Source organism: Tardiphaga sp. P4_G1, from assembly GCF_056401215.1.
The window spans coordinates 42,133-65,372 of record NZ_JBFUJU010000014.1 but is presented as its reverse complement, the minus strand read 5'-3'; the positions used below and the strand labels follow the sequence as shown (position 1 = coordinate 65,372).

The following is a 23,240-nucleotide window of genomic DNA, read 5'->3' as shown; positions in this document are numbered from 1 at the left end:
CTTCATGAGTCGCCAGATCGCTGCCCTCAAGCACCCGCCGGTCCCGGCGCCCTCCGATAAGCCGGCGGGTGCGCTTTCCCCTTTTCCCGAGATCGCGGTGGCGATCGACAAGCAGCGGCGACGCGGCCGCGGTGCCCAGTCCAACGACAGCGGACGCTACGAGGCCGAGGCCCGGGTCGCCTTTGATGACGGCTGGCAGAGCCTCGATGAATTGCCGCCGTTCAAGACGACCGTTGCGACGGACACCGCGCGCAAGGTCATCACGCGCAACGAGTCGCCGGATATCGGCTTCGACCGTTCGATCAATCCCTATCGTGGCTGCGAGCATGGCTGCGTCTATTGTTTCGCGCGGCCGACCCACGCCTATCTCGGTCTCTCGCCCGGGCTCGATTTCGAAGCCAAACTGTTCGTGAAGCCCGATGCGCCGGCGCTGCTCGAGAAGGAGCTGGCCGCCGCCGAATACGAGCCGAAGATGATCGCGATCGGTACCAATACCGATCCGTATCAGCCGATCGAGCGCGAGCGGCAGGTGATGCGCGGCATTCTCGAAGTGCTGGAGAAGACCGGTCATCCCGTCGGCATCGTCACGAAGTCGGCTTTGGTGACGCGCGATATCGATATCCTGGCGAGGATGGCGAAGCGCAATCTGGTCAAAGTGGCGTTGTCGGTGACGTCGCTCGATCCGAAGCTAGCGCGCACCATGGAGCCGCGCGCGTCGACACCGTCGAAGCGACTGGAAGCTTTGCGGCAGCTATCTGAGGCTGGCATTCCGACCACGGTGATGGTGGCGCCGGTGATCCCCGCGCTGAATGACAGCGAGATCGAGCGCATTCTCGATGCCGCCGCTCATGCCGGCGTCAAGGAAGCCAGCTACGTTTTGCTGCGGCTGCCGATGGAAGTGCGCGATCTGTTTCGCGAATGGCTGATCGCGAATTATCCGGATCGCTATCGCCATGTCTTCACGCTGATCCGCGAAATGCGCGGCGGCCGCGATTACGACTCGCAATGGGGCACGCGCATGAAGGGCACGGGGCCTATGGCCTGGATGATCGGTCGCCGCTTCGAGATCGCCTGCACGAAGCTTGGCCTCAACAAGCGTCGTTCGAAGCTCACCCTCGATCATTTCGAGAAGCCGGCCGGTGCCGGTCAGCAATTGAATCTGTTCTAACTCCGCAGGTCTCGCAGCGTACGGAGTGGTGGAGAGGGGACGTTGGCAGGAAACCAGAGCCTGCCAACGTCCCTCTTTTCGATCTATAGAGTGAGTACAGGAGTGACGCGCATGACGATGAAGAAACCACCCGCGCCAATCGCGCGCATGACGGTGATCACGCTGGGCGTCGCGGATATGCGCAGGAGCATTGCGTTCTACGAAGCGCTGGGCTTTACGCGAAAGGCCCGTGGCTCGGGCGATGCCATCGCCTTTTTCGACACCGGCGCCAGCGTCCTCGCGCTGTTTCCGTGGGATCAACTGGCGCAGGACGCGACATTGCCTGACCATCCAAGGCCGCAGGCGTTTCGCGGCAGCACGCTGGCGTGGAATTGCCGCTCCGAAGGCGAGGTCGATGCGGTCCTCGCTTTCGCTGTCGATTGTGGTGGATCGCTTTTGAAGCCAGCGCGAAAGACCGATTACGGTGGCTATTCCGGCTACTTTGCGGACCCGGACGGGCACGCCTGGGACGTGGTGACGGCACCGGGGATCGAGGTCGGTGACGACCGGCGAGTGCATCTGGACGATTAAAGCGGCAATCTGAATAGCGGGCACGATCCCGAGTTCCCGGTTGCGCGTGTTGGTCTGCTTCAGCAGGATCGCCGGATGATTCGAGATGCGAAAAAGAAGCCCCCCGCCAAGCCGCGCAAGAGCAAGATCGTTGTCGCGCCATGCTTTACGCGCGAATTCGCGCTGCTGGAGAGAGGCATCTGGCCGGTGGCTGGTTGCGACGAGGCCGGGCGTGGTCCGCTCGCAGGACCGGTGGTTGCCGCCGCGGTTGTGTTGGACCCGAACAACATTCCAAAAGGCCTCGACGATTCCAAGAAGCTGACAGAGAGCAAGCGCGAGGCGCTGTTCGAGGAAATCTGCGCTACGTCGTCCTTTGCCGTCGCCTACGCATCACCCACCCGGATCGACCGCGACAATATCCTGCGGGCCTCGCTCTGGGCGCTGGCGCGTGCGGTCGCGTCGCTCCCGGACGCGCCGAAACATGTGTTTGTCGACGGCCGCGACAAGATCGATACGACGGCCGATTGCGAGGCCGTCATTGGCGGCGACGCGTTGGTGCTCTCCATCGCAGCAGCCTCGATCATCGCCAAGGTGTCGCGCGACCGGCTGATGTGCCGGCTGGCCGAGGATTGCCCGGGCTACGGCTTCGAGGTGCACAAGGGTTACGGCGTGCCGCAGCATATGGCCGCGCTGAATGAACTGGGGCCCAGCATTCATCATCGCAGCCTGTTCGCGCCGGTTGCTGCGGCGCGTGCGCGTCATCAGGCTGGCGTTCGTGCGGCGGGTCTGATCGAAGTCCACACCGCCATCGATATCGAGATAACCGCCTGAGCGCCCAGGCGGTTGCCTCTCCCGGCTCCGCGCCGTATCACCTGAGCACGCTTCATTCCCTGCTGGCCGGTTCAGACGTTCAATGCGTTTCACCTCCCTGATCGTCGAACTGATCCGCGCCCGGCCGCGGCTGGTGTTCTGGATCGTCGTGCTGTGTCAGGCGGCGATCTGGCTGGTGGTGCCTCTTCTGCTCTATCGCGGGCCACCTGGGGATCTCGCCACCGTGCTGGCCTATGGCCGGGAATATCAGGTCGGCACCCATATGGGTCCGCCGCTGGCGTTCTGGTTGGCCGATATCGCCTTCCGGGCCGCCGGCAATCATGTCTTCGGCGTGTATCTGCTGGCGCAGATCTGCGCCGTCCTCACCTTCCGTGCGGTCTATCAGCTCGGCAGTGCCATCGTTGGCGGCCCGCAGGCGGTGATCGCCGTGCTGCTGACGATGACGGTTACGACCTTTAGCACGCCCGGCATCGAATTCGGCCCGCTGATCCTGGCGCGTCCGCTCTGGGCGATGTTCCTGCTGCATGCCTGGCTCGCGATCGGGCAGGGCCGTCGCAATGCCTGGTTCGCGCTGTCCATCGAGGCCGGCCTGCTGCTGCTGACCACGCCTCATGCGATGTGGCTACTGCCGCTGCCACTCGTCTTCGGTCTCGCGACCTCGCGTGGCCGCCGTAACCTGACGTCGTTCGACCCGCTTTATGCCTTGCTGGTCATCGCGGTGCTGACATTGCCATGGGCCATGTGGGTGATCCGGGCCGGTGCACCGATTGTGCCTGTACCGCCGCAACTGACCGATATCGCAGGCCAGGCGCGGCAGTGGGGCGTGCTGATGGCCTGGCTGCTTGCGTCAATTACCGGCGTGATCGTGCTGACGGTGATGAACTGGGGCCGCATCGTTCCGAAGACCGAGGAAGCTCCGATTATCTTCCGCCCGCCGGTCGATCCGCTGGCGCGGGGCTATGTGTTTTTCTTTGCACTCGCGCCGGGATTGCTCGGCAGCTTGTTCGCCGCGCTTTACGGCCTCGATCGCGTTGTCGGCGGCGCCGGCGTTGCGCTGGTCATGTCGGGTCTCGCCGTGGTCGTGGCGTCGGGCGATCTGATCGCGCTGCGGCGCCAGCGCGTGCTGCGCAAGGTCTGGGCCTTCGCCATCATCGCGCCTGCACTCGCAGCCTTCGCCAGCCTTGTGATTCTGCCTTGGGTTGACGGCCCCGAAGATGTGACGGCGCTGCCCGCGCGCGAGATCGGGCGCTTCTTCGGCGAGAGTTTCGAGCGTCGCACCAATCGTCCACTGTCGGCGGTCGCAGGCGATGCGCAACTCGCAGCATTGATCGGGATGAGCGCGGCACGGCCGCATCTGCTGAACGATGCAGTGCCTTCCCGTACGCCGTGGATCACGCCAGCGAAGTTCGCCGAGACCGGCGGCGTCGTGGTGTGGCGCGCAGCAGATACGATCGGCACGCCGCCCGCGGAGATCGCGCAGCGCTTCCCTAATCTCGTACCGGAAGTCCCGCGCGCCTTCGAGCGTCTGGTGAATGGCCGGCAACCCTTGCTGCGGATCGGCTGGGCGATCGTGCGGCCGAAGGCGCCCTAGCTGGTCCTGCCCGACGGCGCTTCCAGCGCCTTCGCGATCGCGCGCAGATCCATCCAGGTCATCCGCTTATAAGACGGCGAGCGCAGCAGATAGGCGGGGTGGAACGTCGCGAGCGCTTTGATCTTGCGGGTGCCGGTGTCGTAGTCGACCCAGCGTCCCCTGGACTTCATGATGCCGTCGCGGGTCTGCAGCAGCGTCTGTGTCGAGGGATTGCCCAGCGTCACGAGGATGTCCGGATTCACCAGCTCGATCTGGCGCTGGATGAACGGCAGGCAGATCTGCGTCTCCTGCGGCGTCGGCGTGCGGTTGCCCGGCGGCCGCCATGGAATGACGTTGGCGATATAGACGTCGGTGCGCTTCAGGCCGATGGCGCCCATCATCAGGTCGAGCAATTTGCCGGAGCGGCCGACAAAGGGCAGGCCCTCGATGTCCTCGTCGCGGCCGGGTGCCTCGCCGACGAACATGATCCGCGCCTGTGGATTGCCGTCGGCAAACACCAGTTGGGTCGCGGTCGATTTCAGGGCGCAGCCGTCGAATGTATCCAGCATGCCACGCAGCACCTCAAGCGAGGGCGCGGTACGCGCGGCGTCGCGGGCGGCGGCAATCGCCACGTCCGGGGCGACCTCGACGCGGGTGGGTGGGCGTGCGGGGGGCGGCGGCATGCCATTGAGCGGTGGCCGCTTCGGCGCGCTGTCGGACAGCTCCCGGGCAGGCGGCGGGAGGTCGTCCGACAGCCGGTTCACCGGCTCATCCATCAATGCGCAATCGACCCCGGCCTCCAGATAAAAGGCGAGCAGTTGCGCAACGCTGGGGTGGGGTTCAGGCGTCATGAGAGGGGGTCACAGGCATGCCAGCAATCTAGGCCGGATCGCCGCCCAGTGAAACGCCCCCTGTGCATTTAGGTGGTTGTTCTTCCGTCAAAAATCGGAAACAACAGCCCTTAGAAGCGTTCTGAACGGGTTGGAAACGGGTCTGAGACGAGATTATGAGCACTGAAGAACTTCCGCCGCGCGAGTCTATGGAATTCGACGTCGTCATCGTCGGTGCCGGCCCCTCCGGTCTGTCGGCTGCGATCCGGCTGAAGCAGCTCAATGCGGACCTGTCCATCGTCGTGGTGGAGAAGGGTTCCGAGGTCGGTGCGCACATCCTGTCCGGCGCGGTGATCGATCCCGTCAATCTCGACAAGCTGATCCCGGATTGGCGCGAGGATGCGGACTGCCCGCTCAAGACCCAGGTCAAGGACGACCAGTTCTATTTCATGACCAAGACCGGCGGCTTCAAGCTACCGAACTTCTTGATGCCGCCGCTGATGAACAATCATCACTGCTACATCACCTCGCTTGGCATGGTGTGCCGTTGGCTGGGTGCGAAGGCGGAAGCGCTTGGCGTCGAAATCTATCCCGGCTTCGCGGCTGCCGAGACGCTGTATGACGACAATGGCGCGGTGCGCGGCATCGCCACTGGCGACATGGGCATCGGCCGCGACGGCAAGCCGAAGGACTCCTTCACCCGCGGCATGGAACTGCTCGGCAAATACACGCTGTTCGCCGAAGGGGCACGTGGCTCGCTGACCAAGCAGATCATCGCCAAATTCGCCCTCGACAAGGATTGCGAGCCCGGCAAGTTCGGTATCGGCATCAAGGAAGTCTGGCAGATCGATCCGGCCAAGCACCAAAAGGGCACGGTGAAGCACTCGTTCGGCTGGCCGCTCGACAATGACGTGGGCGGCGGCACGTTCCTGTACCACTACGACGATAACCTCGTGGCCGTCGGCTTCGTACTGCATCTGAACTACGAAAACCCCTATCTCTATCCGTTCGAGGAATTCCAGCGCTTCAAGACCCATCCGCTGATCCGCGACACGTTCGAAGGCGGCAAGCGCCTAGCCTACGGTTCCCGTGCGATCACCGAGGGCGGCTATCAGTCGGTGCCGAAGCTGGTCTTCCCGGGCGGGGCGCTGATCGGCTGCGCCGCAGGCTTCGTCAACGTGCCGCGCATCAAGGGTGTTCACAACGCCATGGCGTCAGGCATGCAGGCTGCCGAGCACGTCTCCGCTGCGCTGGCTGCAGGTCGCGCCAATGACGAGTTGATGGAATACGAGGCCGGCTGGCGGTCGTCCTCGATCGGCAAGGATCTCTATCCGGTCCGCAACGCCAAGCCGCTGTGGTCCAAGTTCGGGACCCTCCTCGGCAACGCGCTCGGCGGCTTCGACATGTGGTGCAACACGTTCGGCTTCTCGCTGTTCGGGACCCAGAAGCATGAGAAGCCGGATCGCAAGGCGCTCAAGCCCGCCAAGCAGTATCAGCCGATCGTCTATCCGAAGCCGGACGGTAAGATCACCTTCGATCGCCTGTCCTCGGTGTTTCTGTCGAACACCAATCACGAGGAGGACCAGCCGATCCATCTCAAGGTTGCCGACATGGCACTGCAGAAGTCGTCGGAGCACGACGTCTTTGCCGGCCCGTCAAATCGCTATTGCCCGGCAGGCGTCTATGAGTGGGTTGAAGAGTCGAGCGGTGCGCGATTCCAGATCAATGCGCAGAATTGCGTCCACTGCAAAACCTGCGACGTGAAGGATCCCAACGGGAACATCACCTGGGTTCCGCCGGAAGGTGGCGGCGGCCCGAACTACGAGGCGATGTAACCGGTTCGCTGATTACGATTGTGTGAGCGGCGGCGCCCGTAGGCGGGCCGCTACACCGGCCGGATGTCACGATAACGCCACAGTGCGAGCGTTCTCAGGGGCAGTGGCGCAATCCGGCGGCCCAATTGCTGACAGGCTTCAAGGTGCCATTGGTGCGATCGCGCCCCCGATCCTTGCGATTGACCGCCAAACGCGGCATTGTTGGCATGCGCACTATTGCCGGGTCGGCTGCGCATCCGAGCCTGTCTTGCAGTCCTGCTCGCATTTTGCTCGATATCCTGCCCGTAAATCCTGGAGCTAGGCGAACCCTATGTTGTCCATCCGTTTCAATCGTTTGACGCTCGCTGCCGCCACGGTCGCCGTTCTCGCGATGCCCGGTCAGCTGCTGGCGCAAACCCCGGATCATACCGGCGATAGCTCGGCTGCCCAGTTTCCCACCTCCCGTGACCTGAAGTCGCTCACCACCGCCGGCAGCTATCTGGCCGCCCGCCACGCCAGCGTCGAGCGCGATGCGACCTCGGCTGCGGCGTTTTACCGCTCCGCGCTGCGCACTGATCCGAAGAACAATGAACTGCTCGATCGCGCTTTCATCTCCTCGCTCGCTGACGGCGATATCGAAGAGGCCGTGAAGCTCGCCGATCGCATCCTCACCATCGACAAGTCGAACCGCGTCGCCCGTCTCGTTGTGGGTGTGCGCGATCTCAAGCTGAAGAAATACGCTGCCGCGCAGACCAATATCAACCAGTCGGTCCGCGGCCCGATCACCGACCTCGTTGCGACGCTGCTGTCGGCCTGGGCCGGCTACGGCGCCGGTGAGAGCAAGACAGCGATTGCCAATATCGACAAGCTGGCCGGTCCGGAATGGTATCCGATCTTCAAGGATCTGCATGCTGGCCTGATCCTTGATCTTGCCAACAAGCAGAAGGATGCGGGCGCCCGTTTCGAGCGCGCCTACAAGCTCGACGATTCCGCGCTGCGCGTGGTCGACGCCTATGGCCGCTGGACCTCGCGCAACAAGGACGATGCCGCAGCGCTCGGCATCTATGAGACCTTCAACAAGAAGCTCGCCCGTCACCCGCTGGTGCTGGAAGGTATCCGCGAGACCAAGGCCGGCAAGAAGCTGGCGCCGCTGGTCGACAGCCCGCAGGCTGGCGCTGCTGAAGCGCTCTATGGCATCGGCGCGTCGCTGACACGCCGCGGCGGTGAGGATCTCGCGCTGGTCTATCTGCAGCTCTCGCTTTACCTCAAGCCGGATCACTCGCTGGCGCTGCTGTCGCTCGCCGACCTCTATGAGTCGGTGAAGAAGCCGCAGATGGCCATCAAGGTCTATGAGCGCGTGCCCGCCAATTCGGCGCTGAAGCGCAACGCGCAGATCCAACAGGCCACCGATCTCGATGCGGCCGATCGCAGCGATGAAGGCATCAAGATTCTCAAGGGCGTTGTCGCCGACGATCCCCGGGATCTCGAAGCCATCATGGCGCTCGGCAATATTGAACGCGGTCGCAAGAAATTCGCGGATTGTTCCGAAACCTATACCAAGGGCATCGACGTCATTGCCGCCAACCAGGACAAGCCGAACTGGGTGTATTTCTACTTCCGCGGCATCTGCCTGGAGCGTTCCAAGCAGTGGGCCAAGGCTGAAGTCGACATGCGCAAGGCGCTCGAATTGCAGCCCGAGCAACCGCATGTGCTGAACTATCTCGGCTATTCCTGGATCGATCAGGGCATCAATCTCGATGACGCCATGAAGATGATCAAACGCGCCGTCGATCAGCGTCCGGACGATGGCTACATCGTCGACTCGCTCGGCTGGGCCTATTACCGCATCGGCAATTTCGACGATGCCGTGAAGCAGCTCGAACGCGCCATCGACCTGAAGCCGGAAGATCCGACCATCAACGACCATCTCGGCGATGCCTACTGGCGCGTCGGTCGCAAGCTGGAAGCCAAGTTCCAGTGGCAGCACGCCAAGGATCTGAAGCCGGAAGCCGAAGAGATTCCGAAGATCGAAGCCAAGATGGAAAACGGTCTGTCGGACGAACCTTCGTCCTCGGCCGCATCCAACGACAAGAAAAAAGAAGACGGCAAAGGCGGCTAATTCCATGGTTGGGGGCACGACCGGTTCAACGAGCCCGGTTCTCGAAGAAGATGCGCGCGCCAAGGTCAATCTGACCCTGCGCGTCATCGGTCGTCGAGTTGACGGCTATCATGATCTCGAAAGCGTCGTGGCCTTTGCAGATTGCGCCGACAGATTGACGCTCGATGCGGGTGCCGACCTGTCGCTGACCGCAACCGGTCCGCGCGCGCAGGAATGCGGCGACACCGCCGACAATCTCGTCATCAAGGCCGCGCGCTTGCTCGGCGAGCGGGTTAAGGGCCTGACCTTCGGGCGCTTTGCACTCGACAAGCATTTGCCGGTTGCCGCCGGCATTGGCGGCGGGTCGGCGGATGCTGCTGCGGCGCTGCGTCTTCTGGTGCGCGCCAACAATCTTGAAATGGACGATCCCCGCGTGCTCGAAGTGGCGCGCCTGACCGGCGCCGATGTGCCGGTTTGCGTGCCGTCGCACGCCTGCGTGATGACCGGTGTGGGCGAAAACCTGCTGCCGCTCAGCATTCCGCGTTTGCCCTGCGTGATGGTCAATCCGCGCGTGCCGGTAGCGACCAAGGATGTGTTCAAGGAGCTCGGCCTGAAGAATGGCGAGCTGCGTGTCGGCGTCAAAGACGTCCTGAAACGGGCTACCTGGCCGAATGAAGGCGGCTCACTCGATGCCTGGATCGACGCGCTCAATGCCGGAACCAATGATCTTGAAGCGCCCGCATTGAAGGTCGAGCCCGTGATTGACACCGTGCTGTCGGCCTTGCGCGGTGCCGAAGGCGTTCGCTTGGCTCGCATGTCGGGTTCGGGCGCGACCTGTTTTGCGCTGTTCGGCAATGACACCGACGCGCAGCGCGCGGCCGGCGCCATCCAGCTCGCTCATCCGCTGTGGTGGGTGCATTCCGGCGCACTGAGCTAGCGCGCTTTTTCCCTCGCCCCGCCTGCGGGGAGAGGGTGGCGCGGACGAAGTCCGCGACGGGTGAGGGGGAGCCAGCGAGTGAAACACTGGCTCCCCCTCACCCGGATCACTCGCTGCCGCTCGTGCTCCGACCTCTCCCCGCAAGCGGGGCGAGGTTAAGAAAAGCGACTAACTGCTCCAGCCTGCGCTGTAGCCACCATCCACCGTGTAGATCACGCCGGTCGTATAGCCCGCGCGATCTGACGCCAGAAACGTCATCATGTCGGCGATCTCGCGCGGTTTCGCAGCGCGGCCGAGTGGCAAGCCCTGCTGCAATTCCCGGAAGCGGTTCTCGTCCCCGAATTGCGCCTTGGTGCGGGTCTTCATCAGCGTGATGTGGCGCTCGGTCTCCACCGGGCCCGGGTTGATGCCGACGACGCGGATATTGTCCTTCAGGCTCTTGCCGCCCAGCGCCCGCGTAAACGCCATCAGCGCGGCATTGCCGGCGCTGCCACAGATGTAATTGGCGTCGAACTTCTCGCCGGCAGCGCCGATGTCGTTGACGATCACGCCATGGCCGCGTGCCTTCATCTGCGCATAGACGAGGCGCGTCAGATTGATGAAGCCAAACACTTTGAGGTCCCAGGCATGGCGCCAGGTCGGTTCGTCGATCTTGTCGAGCGAGCCGCCGGGAATATCGCCGGCATTGTTGACGAGAATGTCGATATCGCCCGCAGCAGCCGCCAGCGCGGCCAGATCGTCCGGCTTGCGCAGATCGACGCCATGCACCGCGACATCGATCTGGTGGCTGGATCGCAGCCGGTCTGCCAAGGCCTGCATCTGCTCCACATTGCGGGCCGCGAGGCGGAGATCGCAGCCTTCTTCGGCAAACGCTTCCGCGGCCGCCGCGCCGATACCCTTGGATGCGCCCGTGATCAGGACGCGCTTGCCGCGCAAATGAAGATCCATGGAATGCCTCTGATTGCAGAAGGGAGTGTCTGCGGCAGAGTTAGGCCCCTGCGGCAAAACCGGTCAACATTGCAGTGCAGCGTTGATCGCAGGCCGGCTTTGGTCCACATCTGCAGGCAGAATTACTGGCGAAGGAAACCCCACGTGAGCGCACAAAAAGAATATCGGATCGCAGTCATTCCCGGTGACGGCATCGGCAAGGAAGTCATGCCGGAAGGCCTGCGTGTCCTTGAAGCGGCAGCGAAAAAGCATCGCGTGAAGGTGCATTTCGATCATTACGACTTCTCGTCCTATGACTATTACGAGAAGCACGGCCAGATGATGCCGGACGACTGGAAGGCGCAGATAGGCAAGCACGATGCGATCTATTTCGGCGCCGTCGGCCTGCCGGCAAAGATTCCGGATCACATTTCGTTGTGGGGCTCGCTGATCAAGTTCCGTCGCGAATTCGACCAATACGTCAATCTGCGTCCGGTGCGCCTGATGCCCGGCGTGCCCTGTCCGCTGGTCGGCCGCAAGCCCGGTGACATCGACTTCTGGGTGGTGCGCGAGAATACCGAGGGTGAATACTCATCCGTCGGCGGTCGCATGTTCCCGGACACCGATCGTGAATTCGTTACCCAGCAGACGGTGATGACCCGCACCGGTGTCGACCGCATCCTGAAGTTCGCGTTCGACCTCGCGCAGTCGCGGCCGAAGAAGCACCTGACCTCGGCGACCAAGTCCAACGGCATCGCGATTACGATGCCCTATTGGGACGAACGCGTGAAGGCGATGGGCGCGAACTATCCCGATGTGAAGTGGGACCAGTATCACATCGACATCCTCACCGCGAATTTTGTGATGCATCCGGACTGGTTCGACGTCGTGGTTGCGTCCAACCTGTTCGGCGACATCTTGTCCGATCTCGGCCCGGCCTGCACCGGTACCATCGGCATCGCGCCGTCCGGCAATATCAACCCGACCGGCGATTTCCCGTCGGTGTTCGAGCCGGTGCATGGCTCGGCGCCGGACATTGCCGGGCAGGGCATTGCGAATCCGATCGGCATGATCTGGTCCGGCGCGATGATGCTGGAACATCTCGGCGAGAAGGCTGCTGCGGATTCGATCGTCAAGGCGATTGAACGGACGCTCGGTGAACGCACGCTACGGACGCGCGATCTCGGCGGTCAGGCAGATACAGGCGCTTGCGGCAAGGCCGTGGCGGAGATGGTGGAGTAATTCTGCTTCTTGCGCATCTACAAAAATGCCCGGCTTGAGCCGGGCATTTTCATTTTGGGAGTTTGCAGCGCTTAAGCTGCAATCCGCCGGCAATGCTTCCAGGCCGCGGCGATCAGGTTCACGCTCGCCTCCGGCGTCCGGAAGGCAGAATGCGCCGATAGCGTCACGTTCGGGATCGTTGTCAGTACATGGCCGGCCGGCAGTGGCTCGATGTCGAAAACGTCGAGACCAGCATGGCGCAGATGGCCGGAGCGCAGTGCATCGATCATCGCCGCTTCATCGACCACCGCGCCGCGCGCGGTGTTGACGAGGATCGCACCCTTCTTCATCTGGCCGATGCGCTCGCGGGTGATCATGCCGCGGGTGTCGTCATTTAGCAGCAGATGGATCGAAACGACGTCGCTGGTCGAGAGCACCGTATCGAGATCGGTGAAGGTCACGCCGGGATATGTCTTCGGCGACCGATTCCAGGCAATCACCTTCATGCCCGAGCCGAGCGCAATACGCGCGGCTTCCGCAGCGATGCCGCCGAAGCCGACCAGACCAACCGTTTTGCCAGTCAGCTCCATGCCTTCATCGCGCAGCCAGTTGCCGGCCCGCATTTCACGGTCTTGCTGGGCAAGGCCGCGCGCAGCAGCCCACATATGCGCGATGGCGCATTCGGCAACGGCCGTATCGCCATAGCCGCGGATCAGGTGGACTTCGATCCCCAGCGCAGCAAGCTCCTCGATATGCATATAGCTGCGTGCACCGGTGCCGAGAAACACCACATGCTTGAGGCCCGTGCACTGCTTCGCAACGTCTGTCGGCAGATAAGTGTGATCGACGATCGCGATCTCTGCGCCGTCCAGCACCTCAGGCAGATCGGCCGACTTGATGTCCTCATCCCGATTGATCTTGATTGCGATGTCGCCCGGCTGCGTCAGCCGTTCCAGAATCTTCGCCAGCTCTTCGCTGGCATCGACGAATACACCCCGCATCACTATCCCCTGTCTGTCTTCGTTACTTCGATGCGACGCCGGCAAGCGCCAGCACCGTATGCATCAATACATTGGCGCCGGCGGCGCAATCTTCCTGCGTCGAGCTTTCGAGCTCGTTGTGGCTGATACCATCCTTGCTCGGAATGAACACCATCGCTGTCGGCATGATATTGTTGAGGTTGCAGGCGTCGTGGCCGGCGCCTGAGGTGATACGGCGATGCGAGTAGCCGAGCGACGTCGCGGCCGTCTCAACCGCATTGACGAAGTCCTTGTTGAAGTGCGTCGGCGGCTTGTGCCAGACCTTGTCGAAGGCGACGTCAACCTTGCGATGCGCGGCGATCTCCTTGATGGCATCGCGCACGCCTTTCTCGATGGCGTCCAGCTTGCCGGCGTCGGCGCTGCGCAGATCCATGGTGAAGGCGATCTCGCCGGGGATCACGTTGCGCGACGGATTTGCGATCACGGCTTCGCCGATGGTGCCGAGCGCGCCGATATTGCTGACCACACGCTCGGTGGCGAGCACGATCTCCGACAATGTCGCCAGCGCATCCTTGCGCAGCGGCATCGGGGTCGAGCCGGCATGGCTCTCGAAGCCGGTGATCTTGCCGTCGAACCACAGCACACCCTGGCCGGAATCGACTACGCCGATGGTCTTGCTTTCGGCCTCCAGGATCGGGCCCTGCTCGATATGCAGTTCGACGAAGCCCGAGAATTTCTGCGTGCCGACCGCAACGTCGCCGCGATAACCAATCTCGTCGAGCGCTTCGCCAACGGTGACACCTGCAATGTCCTTGCGCGACAGAATGTCGTCGGTGGTGAAGTCGCCGACATAGGCGGCGGAGGCCATCATCGCCGGCGCAAAGCGTGAGCCTTCTTCATTGGTCCAGTTGGCGATGCAGATCGGCATCTCGGTTTCGATGCCGGCATCATTCAGCGTGCGGACGACTTCGAGCGCGCCGAGTACGCCGAGAATGCCGTCGAACTTGCCTCCAGTCGGCTGGGTGTCGAGATGCGAGCCGATGCCGATCGGCGCCTTAGACATGTCGCGGCCCTTGCGCAGCGCGAACATCGAACCGAGGGCATCGACATGCACCTCCAGGCCAGCGTCTTCGCAGGCCTTGCGAAACCAGTTGCGGACCAGTTTGTCTTCAGGCCCGAGCGTCAAACGCCGCACACCGCCTTTTGGCGTGCCGCCGAATTTTGCGGTCTCGTTGATGGTGTCCCAGAGCCGCGCGGAATCGATTTTGAGGTTGTCGCCAAGCTTGGTCATGCGGTCTGTCCCGAGAAAGTTTGTGTTGAAGAGCCTGCTTTTCAATGACCCGGCGATGCCGGCTCGTCAACCAATGGGCTGTTCTGCGCCAGTTGCGCAGCAATGCCTGCGACGAGTTCGATCGCGGCCGTGTCGGGTGACGCGAGCCAGCTTGCCGAAAATGTCAGCGGCTGGAGTTGCAGGTTGGTATTGAGCAATTGCAGCCGTCCGTCCGCGAGTTCGTTCTCGATGATGGCTGTCGGGATCAGTGCGATGCCTAAGCCTTCGATGGCCATGTGCATCACGGTAGACAGCGACGCGCTGGCGTGCAGCCGGATCGGTGGCAGGTCGGGCCGGTTGAACAGCGAGCGCGCGATCTCGTAGGGCCGGGTCTTGCGCGAGAAGGTGATGATGGGAAATTTCGCGAGGTCATGGATCGAGAGCAGATCATTGCCGAGCCCGAGTGAGGGGCTGGCGAGAAAGCCGACGGGATAGTCGCACAGCACACGGTTGCGAATGTTGGATGTCGAAAGCGGCCCGAGCACGAAAGCGAGATCGATCTCCTGTGCCTGCAACCGCGCGTTCAGGTTCGGCGTGATATCAACCTCGATTTCGAGCGACAGGTTCGGATACGAGATATTGACGTGCTTGATCAGCCGCGTCAGCAAAGTGTGGACGATGGTCTCGGCGACGCCGAGTCGCAGCACGCCGCGCATTGCCGAGCGATCGCCAACCGCCGCCATCATCTCTGAGCGCAGGCCGATCAGCTTTTCGGCGTAGACCAGCATCTGCCGCCCGGCCGGCGTCGGCGAGGCGATACGGCGGTCACGCTGCAGAAGCCGCACGCCCATCTCATGTTCCAGTTGCGCGATACGCTGGGAAATTGCCGGCTGGGTCGTGTTGAGCTTCTGGGCCGCGCCGCGGAAGCTGCCGAGATTGACCACCCAGAGAAAAGTCTCCAGCGCCTTGAAGTCCGCCATGGATGCGATCCGGCTATAGATAAGTAGGATTTATGGATATCGATTAAAAACAACGATTAGACATTATACTAGCCCTGAGTTTCAGTGCGTGTCGAGGCAGAATTAGGCAGGGCACTAAGATGGCTATTTCTTCGGCAGCGCAGCAAAGCGACGATCAATCCTCGGATTTGCCCAGCGCGGTTGCTCGCCGCGAATATCGCGCGGGCAAATATGGCAGCACCGCCGGAGTGGCCCCGGGTTATGTCCAGGGCAATCTCGTTATTCTGCCGGAAGCCCAGGCCGCGGCTTTCCATCGCTTCTGCCAGCTCAATCCGAAGCCGTGCCCGATCATCGGCATGTCGGATGTCGGCAATCCAAGCATTCCCGCCCTCGGTCTTGATCTCGATATCCGGACTGACATTCCGCAATATGTCGTCTGGAAGGATGGTGAGGCGATTGATCGCCCTTACGAGGTGACGAAGTACTGGCGCGACGATCTCGTGTCTTTCGTCATCGGATGTTCGTATTCGTTCGAAGAAGCCATGATGGCCGATGACCTGCCGATCCGTCACATCGAACAGGATGTGCTGGTGCCGATGTATCGCACAAGCATCGCCTGCAAATCCGCTGGCCCGTTCGCCGGGCCGATGGTGGTGTCGATGCGCCCGCTGAAGCCGGCTGATGCGATCCGTGCCGTCCAGATCACCTCGCGGTTTCCCGCAGTGCATGGTGCGCCGGTACATCTGGGTCTGCCGCAGTCGATCGGCATCAAGGATATCAACAAGCCTGATTACGGCGATGCGGTGCACATCAACGACGATGAAATCCCGGTGTTCTGGGCCTGTGGTGTCACGCCGCAAGCGGTCATTGCTGCAGCGCGCGTGCCGTTCGCGATTACGCATGCGCCGGGTGTCATGCTCGTCACGGACCTGAAGAATAAGCATTTGGCTGTTTTATAAGAAGCAGCTTGCCGATCTTTCGGGCTTTACCGTAACCTTGATTAGTTTCATCGATAGCCGCCGGTCACAAAGGACAAAGACATGACGATTTCTCGCCGAAACGTATTGCTTGGAGGCGCCGCTTCCGCCGCGCTGCTGCCTCTCGCCAAGCCTGCGCGCGCGCAGGTCAAGGAAGTCGTGATCGGCGTGATCTATCCGCTGTCTGGCGCCAGCGCGCAGATCGGCGTCGACGCGCAGAAGGCTTTCGAAACTGCTGCCGATATCATCAACAAGGATTACGATTTCGCATTGCCGATGGCGAAGGGCGAAGGCTTCACCGGTCTCGGCGGCGCCAAGGTGCGTCTCGTATTTGCCGACCACCAGGCCGATCCGCAGAAGGGCCGCGCTGAAGCCGAGCGCCTCATCACCCAGGAGAAGGTCTCGGCCATTGTCGGCACCTATCAGAGCGCCGTCGCCGTCACCGTCAGCCAGATTTGCGAGCGCTACCAGATCCCGTTCCTGTCGGCCGACAACTCATCGCCAAGCCTGCATCGCCGTGGCTTGAAATATTACTTCCGCGCCGCCCCGCATGACGAAATGTTCTCGACGGCGATGTTCGATTTCTTCGATGCGCTGAAGAAAAAAGGCCAGAAGATCGAGACGCTGGCGCTGTTCCATGAAGACACCATCTTCGGTACGGACTCGGCGAATGCGCAGCTCAAGCTCGCTGCCGACCGCGGTTACAAGATCGTCGCCGACATCAAGTATCGCGCCAATTCGCCGTCACTCACTGCCGAAGTGCAGCAGCTCAAGGCTGCCAATGCCGACGTGCTGATGCCGTCGAGCTACACCACCGATGGCATCCTGCTCATCAAGACCATGGGCGAACTCGGCTACAAGGCCAAGAACATCGTCGCACAGGACGCCGGCTTCTCCGAGAAGGCGCTGTATGATGCGGTCGGCGACAAGATTCCGGGCGTGATCTCGCGCGGTTCTTTCTCGCTCGATCTCGCCGCCAAGCGTCCGATGGTCGGCAAGATCAACGACATGTTCAAGGAGAAGTCCGGTAAGGACTTCAACGACTACTCCTCGCGCCAGTTCATGGGCCTGATCGTGATGGCCGACGCCATCAATCGCGCCAAGTCGACCGATGGTGAGAAGATCCGCGAAGCGCTGGTCGCCACCGACATGCCTGGCGAAAGCACGATCATGCCGTGGGCGAAGGTCAAGTTCGACGAGTTGGGCCAGAACAACAACGCCGACCCGGTGCTGCTGCAGTATAACGGTGGCAAGTTCGTCACCATCTTCCCGCCGCAGGCCGCCGTGGCGGATGCGATCTGGCCGATGCCGTAAGGCGCGTTCTCTAAATGCATGCGGTGGCGTCGTCGGACTCGACGATGCCATCACATACTCCGGTGTCATCCCCGCCTAGCACGCCGAAGGCGTGCGGGGGGCGGGGATCCATATCCTCCGAAGGATTGGTTTGCACCTGGTCTGACCGGCATCGCCCAGTTGTGATGTCGGTGGTTATGGGTCCCCGCTTTCGCGGGGACGACAGACAGAGAGGATTACTTCGTGACCGCCGCGACCATCATCCAGAGCCTTGCCAGCGGATTGCTGATGGGGCTGCTCTACGGCCTGCTCGCGGTCGGCCTCGCGCTGATCTTCGGGTTGATGGACGTCACCAACTTCGCCCATGGCGAATTCCTGATGTTGGCGATGTACCTCACCTTCTTCCTGTTCATGTTCTGGGCGGTCGACCCACTGCTGTCGATCCCGCTGGTGGCCGCCGGCATGTTCGTGTTCGGCGCGGTGATCTATCTCGTGATCATACGCTTCGCGATGCGAGCCAAGGCCAATATCGGCATGGTGCAGATCTTCGCAACCTTCGGCCTCGCCATCCTGATGCGCGGCCTCGCGCAGTTCTTCTTCACCCCGGATTATCGCAGCATCCCGGCCTCGATGCTCGGCGGCAAGACCATCTCGATCTTCGGGGTGTTCCTGCCGGTGCCGCAGCTGGTCGGCGCGCTGATCTCCATCGCTGCCTTCGGCGCGCTCTACTTCTTCATGAAGAAGACCGATTTCGGTCGCGCGCTTGAAGCGACCCGTGAGGATGCCGGCGCCGTGGCGCTGGTCGGCATCGACAAGAACAAGGTATTCGCCCTCGGCTGGGGCCTCGGCTCGGCGCTGATCGGTCTCGCCGGCGGCGTGATGGCGATCTTCTTCTACATTTATCCCGACGTGGGCGCGTCCTTTGCGCTGATCGCCTACGTCACTGTGGCGCTCGGCGGCTTTGGCAGCGTGTTCGGCGCTTTTGCTGGCGGCATCATCGTCGGCCTGGTCGAGGCGACCACCGCGATGATCCTGCCGCCGTCGCTCAAATCGGTCGGCATCTATGCCGTCTATCTCCTCGTTGTCTTTGTCCGGCCGCGCGGCCTGTTCGGATCGATCTGATGGACAGCTTCACCCAACGTCGCCGCCGCGACCTCATCCTCGCCGCCGCGCTTGCGGCCATCGCCGCCTGCGTGCCGTTCTTCGTCAAGGACGTCTATGTCCAGAACATCATGGTGCTGACCCTGATGTATGCAGCGCTGTCGCAGGCCTGGAATATCCTTGGCGGCTATTGCGGCCAGATCTCGCTAGGCCACGCGCTCTATTTCGGCCTCGGCGCCTATACGACGGCGCTGCTGTTCACCAAATTCGGCGTGCTGCCGTGGTTTGGCATGCTCGGCGGTGGCATCATCTCCGCGCTGATCGCGCTCGCATTGGGTTATCCGACCTTCCGCCTGCGCGGCCATTACTTCGTCATCGCCACTATCGTCATCGCCGAAATTGGCTTCCTGCTGTTCCACAATTGGGACTATGCCGGTGCGGCGCTCGGCATCGACATCCCGGTGCGCGGCGATAGCTGGGCCAAGTTCCAGTTCACGCGCAGCAAGCTGCCGTTCTATTACTTCGCGCTCGTGTTCTGCTGCGTCGCCTGGTTCATCACCTGGTGGCTGGAAGACTCCAAATGGGGCTTCTGGTGGCGCGCGGTGAAGGATAATCCCGATGCGGCCGAAAGCCTCGGCGTCGTGGTGTTCAATTCCAAGATGGGCGCAGCGGCCGTCTCGGCCTTCCTCACCGCGATCGGCGGTGCGTTTTACGCGCAGTTCGTCTCCTATATCGATCCTGAAAGCGTCATGACCTTCCAGTTCTCGCTGCTGATGGCACTGCCGGCGGTGCTGGGCGGTATCGGTACGCTATGGGGACCCGTGCTCGGCGCGGTCATCCTGATCCCGATGACCGAACTGACGCGCTCCTTCATCGGCGGCTCCGGCCGCGGCGTCGATCTCATCCTCTATGGCGCAGTGATCGTCGTGATCTCGCTGGCGCGGCCCGATGGTTTGATCGGCCTATTCTCGCGACGTCCGGCTTCGAAAGGAGTGCCGCAATGACGACACCTCTTCTCGAAACCCGTGGCGTCTGGCAGCGCTTCGGCGGCCTGATCGCCAATAGCGACGTCTCGATCTCCGTCGGCGCTGGCGAAATCGTCGGCCTGATCGGGCCGAACGGCGCCGGCAAGTCGACGCTGTTCAACCTGATCGCCGGCGTGCTGCCGCCGACGCAGGGCACGATCTGGTTCAACGGCGAGAACGTCACGCAGATGCCGGCGGCGGAACGCTGCCAGCGCGGTATCGCGCGCACCTTCCAGGTGGTGAAGAGCTTCGAGACCATGACCGTGATCGACAACGTCATCGTCGGCGCGCTGATCCGCAACGAAAAGATGCGCGATGCGCGGCGCAAGGCACATGAGGTGCTTGAGTTCTGCGGTCTTGCCCCGCGCGCCGACAAGCTTGCTAGGGATCTCATTCCGTCGGAGAAGCGCCGCCTCGAAGTGGCGCGTGCGCTGGCCACCGAACCGAAGCTCCTGATGCTCGACGAATGTCTCACCGGCCTGACGCCGCTCGAGGCGCAGTCGGGCGTGGCCCTGGTCCGCAAGGTCCGCGAGACTGGCGTCACCGTGCTGATGGTTGAACACGTCATGGAAATCGTCATGCCGCTGGTCGACCGCGCCATCGTGCTCAATCTCGGCAAGAAGCTTGTCGAGGGCAAACCCGCGGATGTCGTGCGGCATCCTGAAGTCATCAGTGCATATCTCGGGGATCGCCATGCTGTCGGTGCGTGAGGCCACCACCGCCTATCAGGGGCTGGTCGCCATTTCGGACGTCACCATCGACGTCGCCAAGGGCGAGATCGTCGCCGTCTGCGGCTCCAATGGTGCCGGCAAGTCGACGCTGATCAAGACCATCGCCGGCGCCGAGCGTCCGCGTTCGGGCACCGTCACCTTCGATGGCGAGCAGATCAACGGCGTGCCGCAGCATCTCATCACCGCGCGCGGCATCGCCTATGTGCCGGAAAACCGCAGGCTGTTTCCGCGGTTGTCGGTGGAAGACAACCTCCGCCTCGGCAGCTACATGTATCGCGGCAAGCTCGATCGCGACGAGCCGTTGAAGCTGGTGTTCGACCTGTTCCCGCGCCTTTCCGAACGTCTCGAGCAGCGCGCCGAAACCCTGTCCGGCGGTGAGCAGCAGATGCTGGCCATAAGCCGCGCACTGATGACCCGTCCGCGCTTGTTGATGCTCGACGAGCCGTCGCAGGGCATCATGCCGAAGCTGGTGGACGAGATCTTTCAGGCGGTCATCAAAATCCGCGACGCGGGCATGACCGTGCTGATCGTCGAGCAGCGCATGGCCGAAGTGCTGGAGATCGCCGACCGCGCCTACATCCTGCAGACCGGCCGCGTCCAGATGCAGGGCAAGGCCTCGGAGATTGCGACCAATCCGGACGTGCGCAAGGCGTATCTGGGGCTGTAGCGCTCGGTCGCATCGGCTGTCATTGCGAGCAGCGCAGCCACGAAGCAATCCAGTTCCATCTGCGCTTGCCGCTTCTGGATTGCTTCGCTGCGCTCGCAATGACGAGGATGGGCCGGGGCTATTCGAAGAGACTGCCGTAAAGGTCTTTCCAGTTCGGATTGACTGCTTCGATCAGCGCCAATTTCTTGGTTCGGCTGCCGGCTTTAAGCTGCTTTTCGCGAGCAATTGCCGATTCCATTGTCTCATGGACCTCGAACCAGACGAGCAGCTTGCATCCGTAGGACTTGGAAAAGCCGGACACCAGGCCTTCGCGATGCTCGTAGATGCGCTTGGCAGATTGCTGGTGACCCCCGTATAGAGCGTCCCGTTTCGACGACTGGCCATGATGTAGACGCAAGGTTCTTTCACAGCTCCCTCCGCATCGATGGTTCACCGTCCTCTCCCCGTCATTGCGAGGAGCGAAGCGACGCGGCGATCCAGAAGCAACAAGCGAAGACTGGATTGCCTCGTCGCAAGGGCTCCTCGCAATGATGGGGCAGGGGCAATGCCGTCAATTTCGGTCAGTGCCCATGCGCGTCATGATCGGGCAGAACCAGCCCGAACGTCGCCACCAGGTCCTTCACTTGTGCCGGCGTCAGGTGCCGCGGGTTGAGCCCGCGCAGCAGCAGATAGAGTTTCGCGGTTTCTTCGAGTTCCTCGATGGCATAGACCGCTGCTTCCAGCGTGTCGCCGGACACCACCGGGCCGTGATTGGCCAGCAGCACGGATGAATATTTACCGGCGAGGCCCTTGATAGCATCGGCGACCGCCGGATCGCCCGGCCGATAATACGGCACCAGGGCCGTCGCGCCGCATTTCATCAGGTAATAGGGCGTCATCGGCGGCAGCGCGGCGCGCGGATCGATTTCCGGCAGCATCGACACCGCCACCGAATGGGTCGAATGCAGATGCACCACGGCGCGGGCGGCGCTGCGTGTCTCATACAGTGCCGTATGCAGCGGAACCTCTTTGGTTGGCGCGTCGCCAGATATGAGGCGGCCTTTGCTGTCGAGGCGCGACAGCCGGGCCGGATCGAGTGAGCCCAGTGACGCATTGGTCGGGCTCACGAGCCAGCCGCCATCATCGCAGCGCACACTGATATTGCCGGATGAGCCCGGCGTCAGCCCGCGGTCGAACAGCGAGCGGCCGAGCCGGCAGATCTCTTCACGCAGCTTTGTGTCAGTCACCGGATGTCCTCGGTCTTTTCTTGGCATTTCCTCGTGATGCTTTTTCCCACGCTTTGGCATGATGGCCAAGCCGTGTTACCGAGAGGCAAGGCCGCCTCAAGCTGGCCATCGAGGACCCCTAGGGAATTGCTGCATGTCACCTGCATCTGAAAAACCAAGTTCTGAGAGACCACGCGTCGCCGTTATTGGTCTGGGGTCGATGGGCTATGGTATGGCCCTGTCGCTCAAGAAGGCCGGCTTCACGGTGACTGGCTGCGACGTGTCGGCGGATGCGGTGAAGCGCTTCGTGGCGGACGGAGGGCAGGGCGCGGATACCCCGGCCGGCGCTGCGCAGGGCGCGGATATCGTCATCAGCGTCGTCGTCAATGCCGCGCAGACGGAGACCATCCTGTTCGGGACGGATGGCGTTGCCGAAACGCTGCCGAAAGGTGCGGTATTCGTATCGTCCGCGACGATGGATCCCGATGTCGCCCGCCGCCTCGCCGGGGATCTCGAAGCCACCGGCCGACATTACCTCGATGCCCCGATCTCCGGCGGTGCACAGCGTGCGGCGCAGGGCGAACTCACCATTCTAGCATCCGGCAGCGAGGCTGCCTTTGCCAAGGCGCGGCCGGCGCTCGATGCGATGGCCGCCAAGCTCTACGAACTCGGCGATGCCGCCGGGCAGGGCGCCGCTTTCAAGATGATCAACCAGCTCCTCGCAGGCGTACATATCGCCGCCGCCTCGGAAGCCATCGCGTTTGCCGCCAAGCAGGGTCTCGATATCCGCAAGGTCTACGAGGTGATCACCGCCTCCGCCGGCAACTCCTGGATGTTCGAGAACCGCATGCCGCATGTGCTCGATGGCGATTACACGCCGCGCAGCGCGGTAGATATCTTCGTCAAGGATCTTGGCATCATCCAGGACATGGCGCGTACAGCGAAATTCCCGGTGCCGGTCTCCGCTGCGGCTTTGCAGATGTTCCTGATGACATCGGCCTCCGGCATGGGCCGGGACGACGATGCGTCGGTGGCGCGAATGTATGCCAAGGTCACCGGTACCAAGCTGCCGGGCGAGCCGAATTAA

General features: G+C 62.4%; 21 protein-coding genes and 1 pseudogene. 15 read left to right on the top strand and 7 right to left on the bottom strand.

Going from position 1 to position 23,240, the window contains the following annotated elements:
• The first annotated feature begins 4 nt into the window (after positions 1 to 4).
• The 4 genes from AC1DUY_RS27870 (at position 5) to AC1DUY_RS27855 (ending at position 4,139) form a co-directional block, all read left to right on the top strand.
• Positions 5 to 1,168 carry a PA0069 family radical SAM protein gene (locus tag AC1DUY_RS27870; protein WP_175368747.1) on the top strand — a complete coding sequence of 388 codons (1,164 nt, stop codon included), beginning with the start codon at positions 5 to 7 and terminating at the stop codon, positions 1,166 to 1,168.
• Between the two features lie 117 nt (positions 1,169 to 1,285).
• Complete coding sequence (locus tag AC1DUY_RS27865; protein ID WP_478118623.1) at positions 1,286 to 1,738, top strand: VOC family protein; 453 nt, start codon at positions 1,286 to 1,288, stop codon at positions 1,736 to 1,738.
• A gap of 75 nt (positions 1,739 to 1,813) precedes the next feature.
• Positions 1,814 to 2,548 carry a ribonuclease HII gene (locus AC1DUY_RS27860; protein WP_478118543.1) on the top strand — a complete coding sequence of 245 codons (735 nt, stop codon included), beginning with the start codon at positions 1,814 to 1,816 and terminating at the stop codon, positions 2,546 to 2,548.
• Positions 2,549 to 2,630: 82 nt separating this feature from the next.
• The gene (locus AC1DUY_RS27855; RefSeq protein ID WP_478118541.1) at positions 2,631 to 4,139 is read left to right on the top strand and encodes a glycosyltransferase family 39 protein; all 1,509 of its coding nucleotides are present in this window, start codon (positions 2,631 to 2,633) and stop codon (positions 4,137 to 4,139) included.
• Here the strand turns inward: AC1DUY_RS27855 and AC1DUY_RS27850 are convergent.
• Entirely contained in the window at positions 4,136 to 4,969 is an 834-nt protein-coding gene (locus AC1DUY_RS27850) for a uracil-DNA glycosylase (RefSeq protein WP_478118539.1), read from the bottom strand. The two genes, AC1DUY_RS27855 and AC1DUY_RS27850, sit on opposite strands and share 4 nt — an antisense overlap.
• Positions 4,970 to 5,124: 155 nt before the next feature.
• Between AC1DUY_RS27850 and AC1DUY_RS27845 the strand changes: the two genes are divergently transcribed.
• The 3 genes from AC1DUY_RS27845 (at position 5,125) to AC1DUY_RS27835 (ending at position 9,797) form a co-directional block, all read left to right on the top strand.
• The gene (locus AC1DUY_RS27845) at positions 5,125 to 6,783 is read left to right on the top strand and encodes an electron transfer flavoprotein-ubiquinone oxidoreductase (protein ID WP_478118537.1); all 1,659 of its coding nucleotides are present in this window, start codon (positions 5,125 to 5,127) and stop codon (positions 6,781 to 6,783) included.
• A 310-nt stretch (positions 6,784 to 7,093) separates the two neighbouring features.
• Complete coding sequence (locus AC1DUY_RS27840) at positions 7,094 to 8,881, top strand: tetratricopeptide repeat protein (protein ID WP_231078089.1); 1,788 nt, start codon at positions 7,094 to 7,096, stop codon at positions 8,879 to 8,881.
• A gap of 4 nt (positions 8,882 to 8,885) precedes the next feature.
• Positions 8,886 to 9,797 (top strand): 4-(cytidine 5'-diphospho)-2-C-methyl-D-erythritol kinase, encoded by a 912-nt coding sequence (locus AC1DUY_RS27835; RefSeq protein WP_478118535.1) that lies wholly within the window; start codon positions 8,886 to 8,888, stop codon positions 9,795 to 9,797.
• A 168-nt stretch (positions 9,798 to 9,965) separates the two neighbouring features.
• Here AC1DUY_RS27835 and AC1DUY_RS27830 read toward each other — a convergent pair whose 3' ends face one another.
• On the bottom strand, positions 9,966 to 10,745 hold the full coding sequence (locus AC1DUY_RS27830; RefSeq protein WP_478118533.1) for an SDR family oxidoreductase: 780 nt from the start codon (positions 10,743 to 10,745) through the stop codon (positions 9,966 to 9,968).
• 144 nt (positions 10,746 to 10,889) lie between these two features.
• Here AC1DUY_RS27830 and AC1DUY_RS27825 point away from each other — a divergent pair, with 144 nt between their 5' ends.
• The gene (locus AC1DUY_RS27825; RefSeq protein WP_093759542.1) at positions 10,890 to 11,966 is read left to right on the top strand and encodes a tartrate dehydrogenase; all 1,077 of its coding nucleotides are present in this window, start codon (positions 10,890 to 10,892) and stop codon (positions 11,964 to 11,966) included.
• Positions 11,967 to 12,037: 71 nt separating this feature from the next.
• Here AC1DUY_RS27825 and AC1DUY_RS27820 read toward each other — a convergent pair whose 3' ends face one another.
• Genes AC1DUY_RS27820 through AC1DUY_RS27810 form a run of 3 tightly spaced genes read right to left on the bottom strand, consistent with a single transcriptional unit; the run spans position 12,038 to position 15,175 of the window.
• The gene (locus AC1DUY_RS27820; protein ID WP_478118531.1) at positions 12,038 to 12,946 is read right to left on the bottom strand and encodes an NAD(P)-dependent oxidoreductase; all 909 of its coding nucleotides are present in this window, start codon (positions 12,944 to 12,946) and stop codon (positions 12,038 to 12,040) included.
• A gap of 22 nt (positions 12,947 to 12,968) precedes the next feature.
• On the bottom strand, positions 12,969 to 14,216 hold the full coding sequence (locus AC1DUY_RS27815) for a Zn-dependent hydrolase (RefSeq protein ID WP_089262379.1): 1,248 nt from the start codon (positions 14,214 to 14,216) through the stop codon (positions 12,969 to 12,971).
• Between the two features lie 41 nt (positions 14,217 to 14,257).
• Positions 14,258 to 15,175, bottom strand: a complete 918-nt coding sequence (locus AC1DUY_RS27810) for a LysR family transcriptional regulator (protein ID WP_093759539.1) — start codon at positions 15,173 to 15,175, stop codon at positions 14,258 to 14,260.
• A 119-nt stretch (positions 15,176 to 15,294) separates the two neighbouring features.
• On the opposite strand from AC1DUY_RS27810, the gene AC1DUY_RS27805 reads away from it, so the two are divergent.
• The 6 genes from AC1DUY_RS27805 (at position 15,295) to AC1DUY_RS27780 (ending at position 20,948) form a co-directional block, all read left to right on the top strand.
• Complete coding sequence (locus AC1DUY_RS27805) at positions 15,295 to 16,113, top strand: putative hydro-lyase (protein WP_478118524.1); 819 nt, start codon at positions 15,295 to 15,297, stop codon at positions 16,111 to 16,113.
• 81 nt (positions 16,114 to 16,194) lie between these two features.
• Positions 16,195 to 17,445 carry an ABC transporter substrate-binding protein gene (locus tag AC1DUY_RS27800; protein WP_068733256.1) on the top strand — a complete coding sequence of 417 codons (1,251 nt, stop codon included), beginning with the start codon at positions 16,195 to 16,197 and terminating at the stop codon, positions 17,443 to 17,445.
• A gap of 267 nt (positions 17,446 to 17,712) precedes the next feature.
• Positions 17,713 to 18,546 (top strand): branched-chain amino acid ABC transporter permease, encoded by an 834-nt coding sequence (locus AC1DUY_RS27795; protein ID WP_210269314.1) that lies wholly within the window; start codon positions 17,713 to 17,715, stop codon positions 18,544 to 18,546.
• The gene (locus tag AC1DUY_RS27790) at positions 18,546 to 19,529 is read left to right on the top strand and encodes a branched-chain amino acid ABC transporter permease (RefSeq protein WP_170849756.1); all 984 of its coding nucleotides are present in this window, start codon (positions 18,546 to 18,548) and stop codon (positions 19,527 to 19,529) included. The genes AC1DUY_RS27795 and AC1DUY_RS27790 overlap by 1 nt, the downstream gene beginning before the upstream one ends.
• Entirely contained in the window at positions 19,526 to 20,260 is a 735-nt protein-coding gene (locus AC1DUY_RS27785; protein ID WP_068733262.1) for an ABC transporter ATP-binding protein, read from the top strand. The genes AC1DUY_RS27790 and AC1DUY_RS27785 overlap by 4 nt, the downstream gene beginning before the upstream one ends.
• Positions 20,244 to 20,948 carry an ABC transporter ATP-binding protein gene (locus AC1DUY_RS27780; RefSeq protein ID WP_309947609.1) on the top strand — a complete coding sequence of 235 codons (705 nt, stop codon included), beginning with the start codon at positions 20,244 to 20,246 and terminating at the stop codon, positions 20,946 to 20,948. Before AC1DUY_RS27785 ends, AC1DUY_RS27780 begins: the two co-directional genes overlap by 17 nt.
• Before the next feature lie 118 nt (positions 20,949 to 21,066).
• Here the strand turns inward: AC1DUY_RS27780 and AC1DUY_RS27775 are convergent.
• Positions 21,067 to 21,356, bottom strand: a pseudogene (locus AC1DUY_RS27775) (GIY-YIG nuclease family protein).
• A 152-nt stretch (positions 21,357 to 21,508) separates the two neighbouring features.
• Complete coding sequence (gene otnC, locus AC1DUY_RS27770; protein ID WP_478118520.1) at positions 21,509 to 22,174, bottom strand: 3-oxo-tetronate 4-phosphate decarboxylase; 666 nt, start codon at positions 22,172 to 22,174, stop codon at positions 21,509 to 21,511.
• A 133-nt stretch (positions 22,175 to 22,307) separates the two neighbouring features.
• On the opposite strand from otnC, the gene ltnD reads away from it, so the two are divergent.
• Positions 22,308 to 23,240, top strand: a complete 933-nt coding sequence (gene ltnD / locus AC1DUY_RS27765; protein WP_478118518.1) for an L-threonate dehydrogenase — start codon at positions 22,308 to 22,310, stop codon at positions 23,238 to 23,240.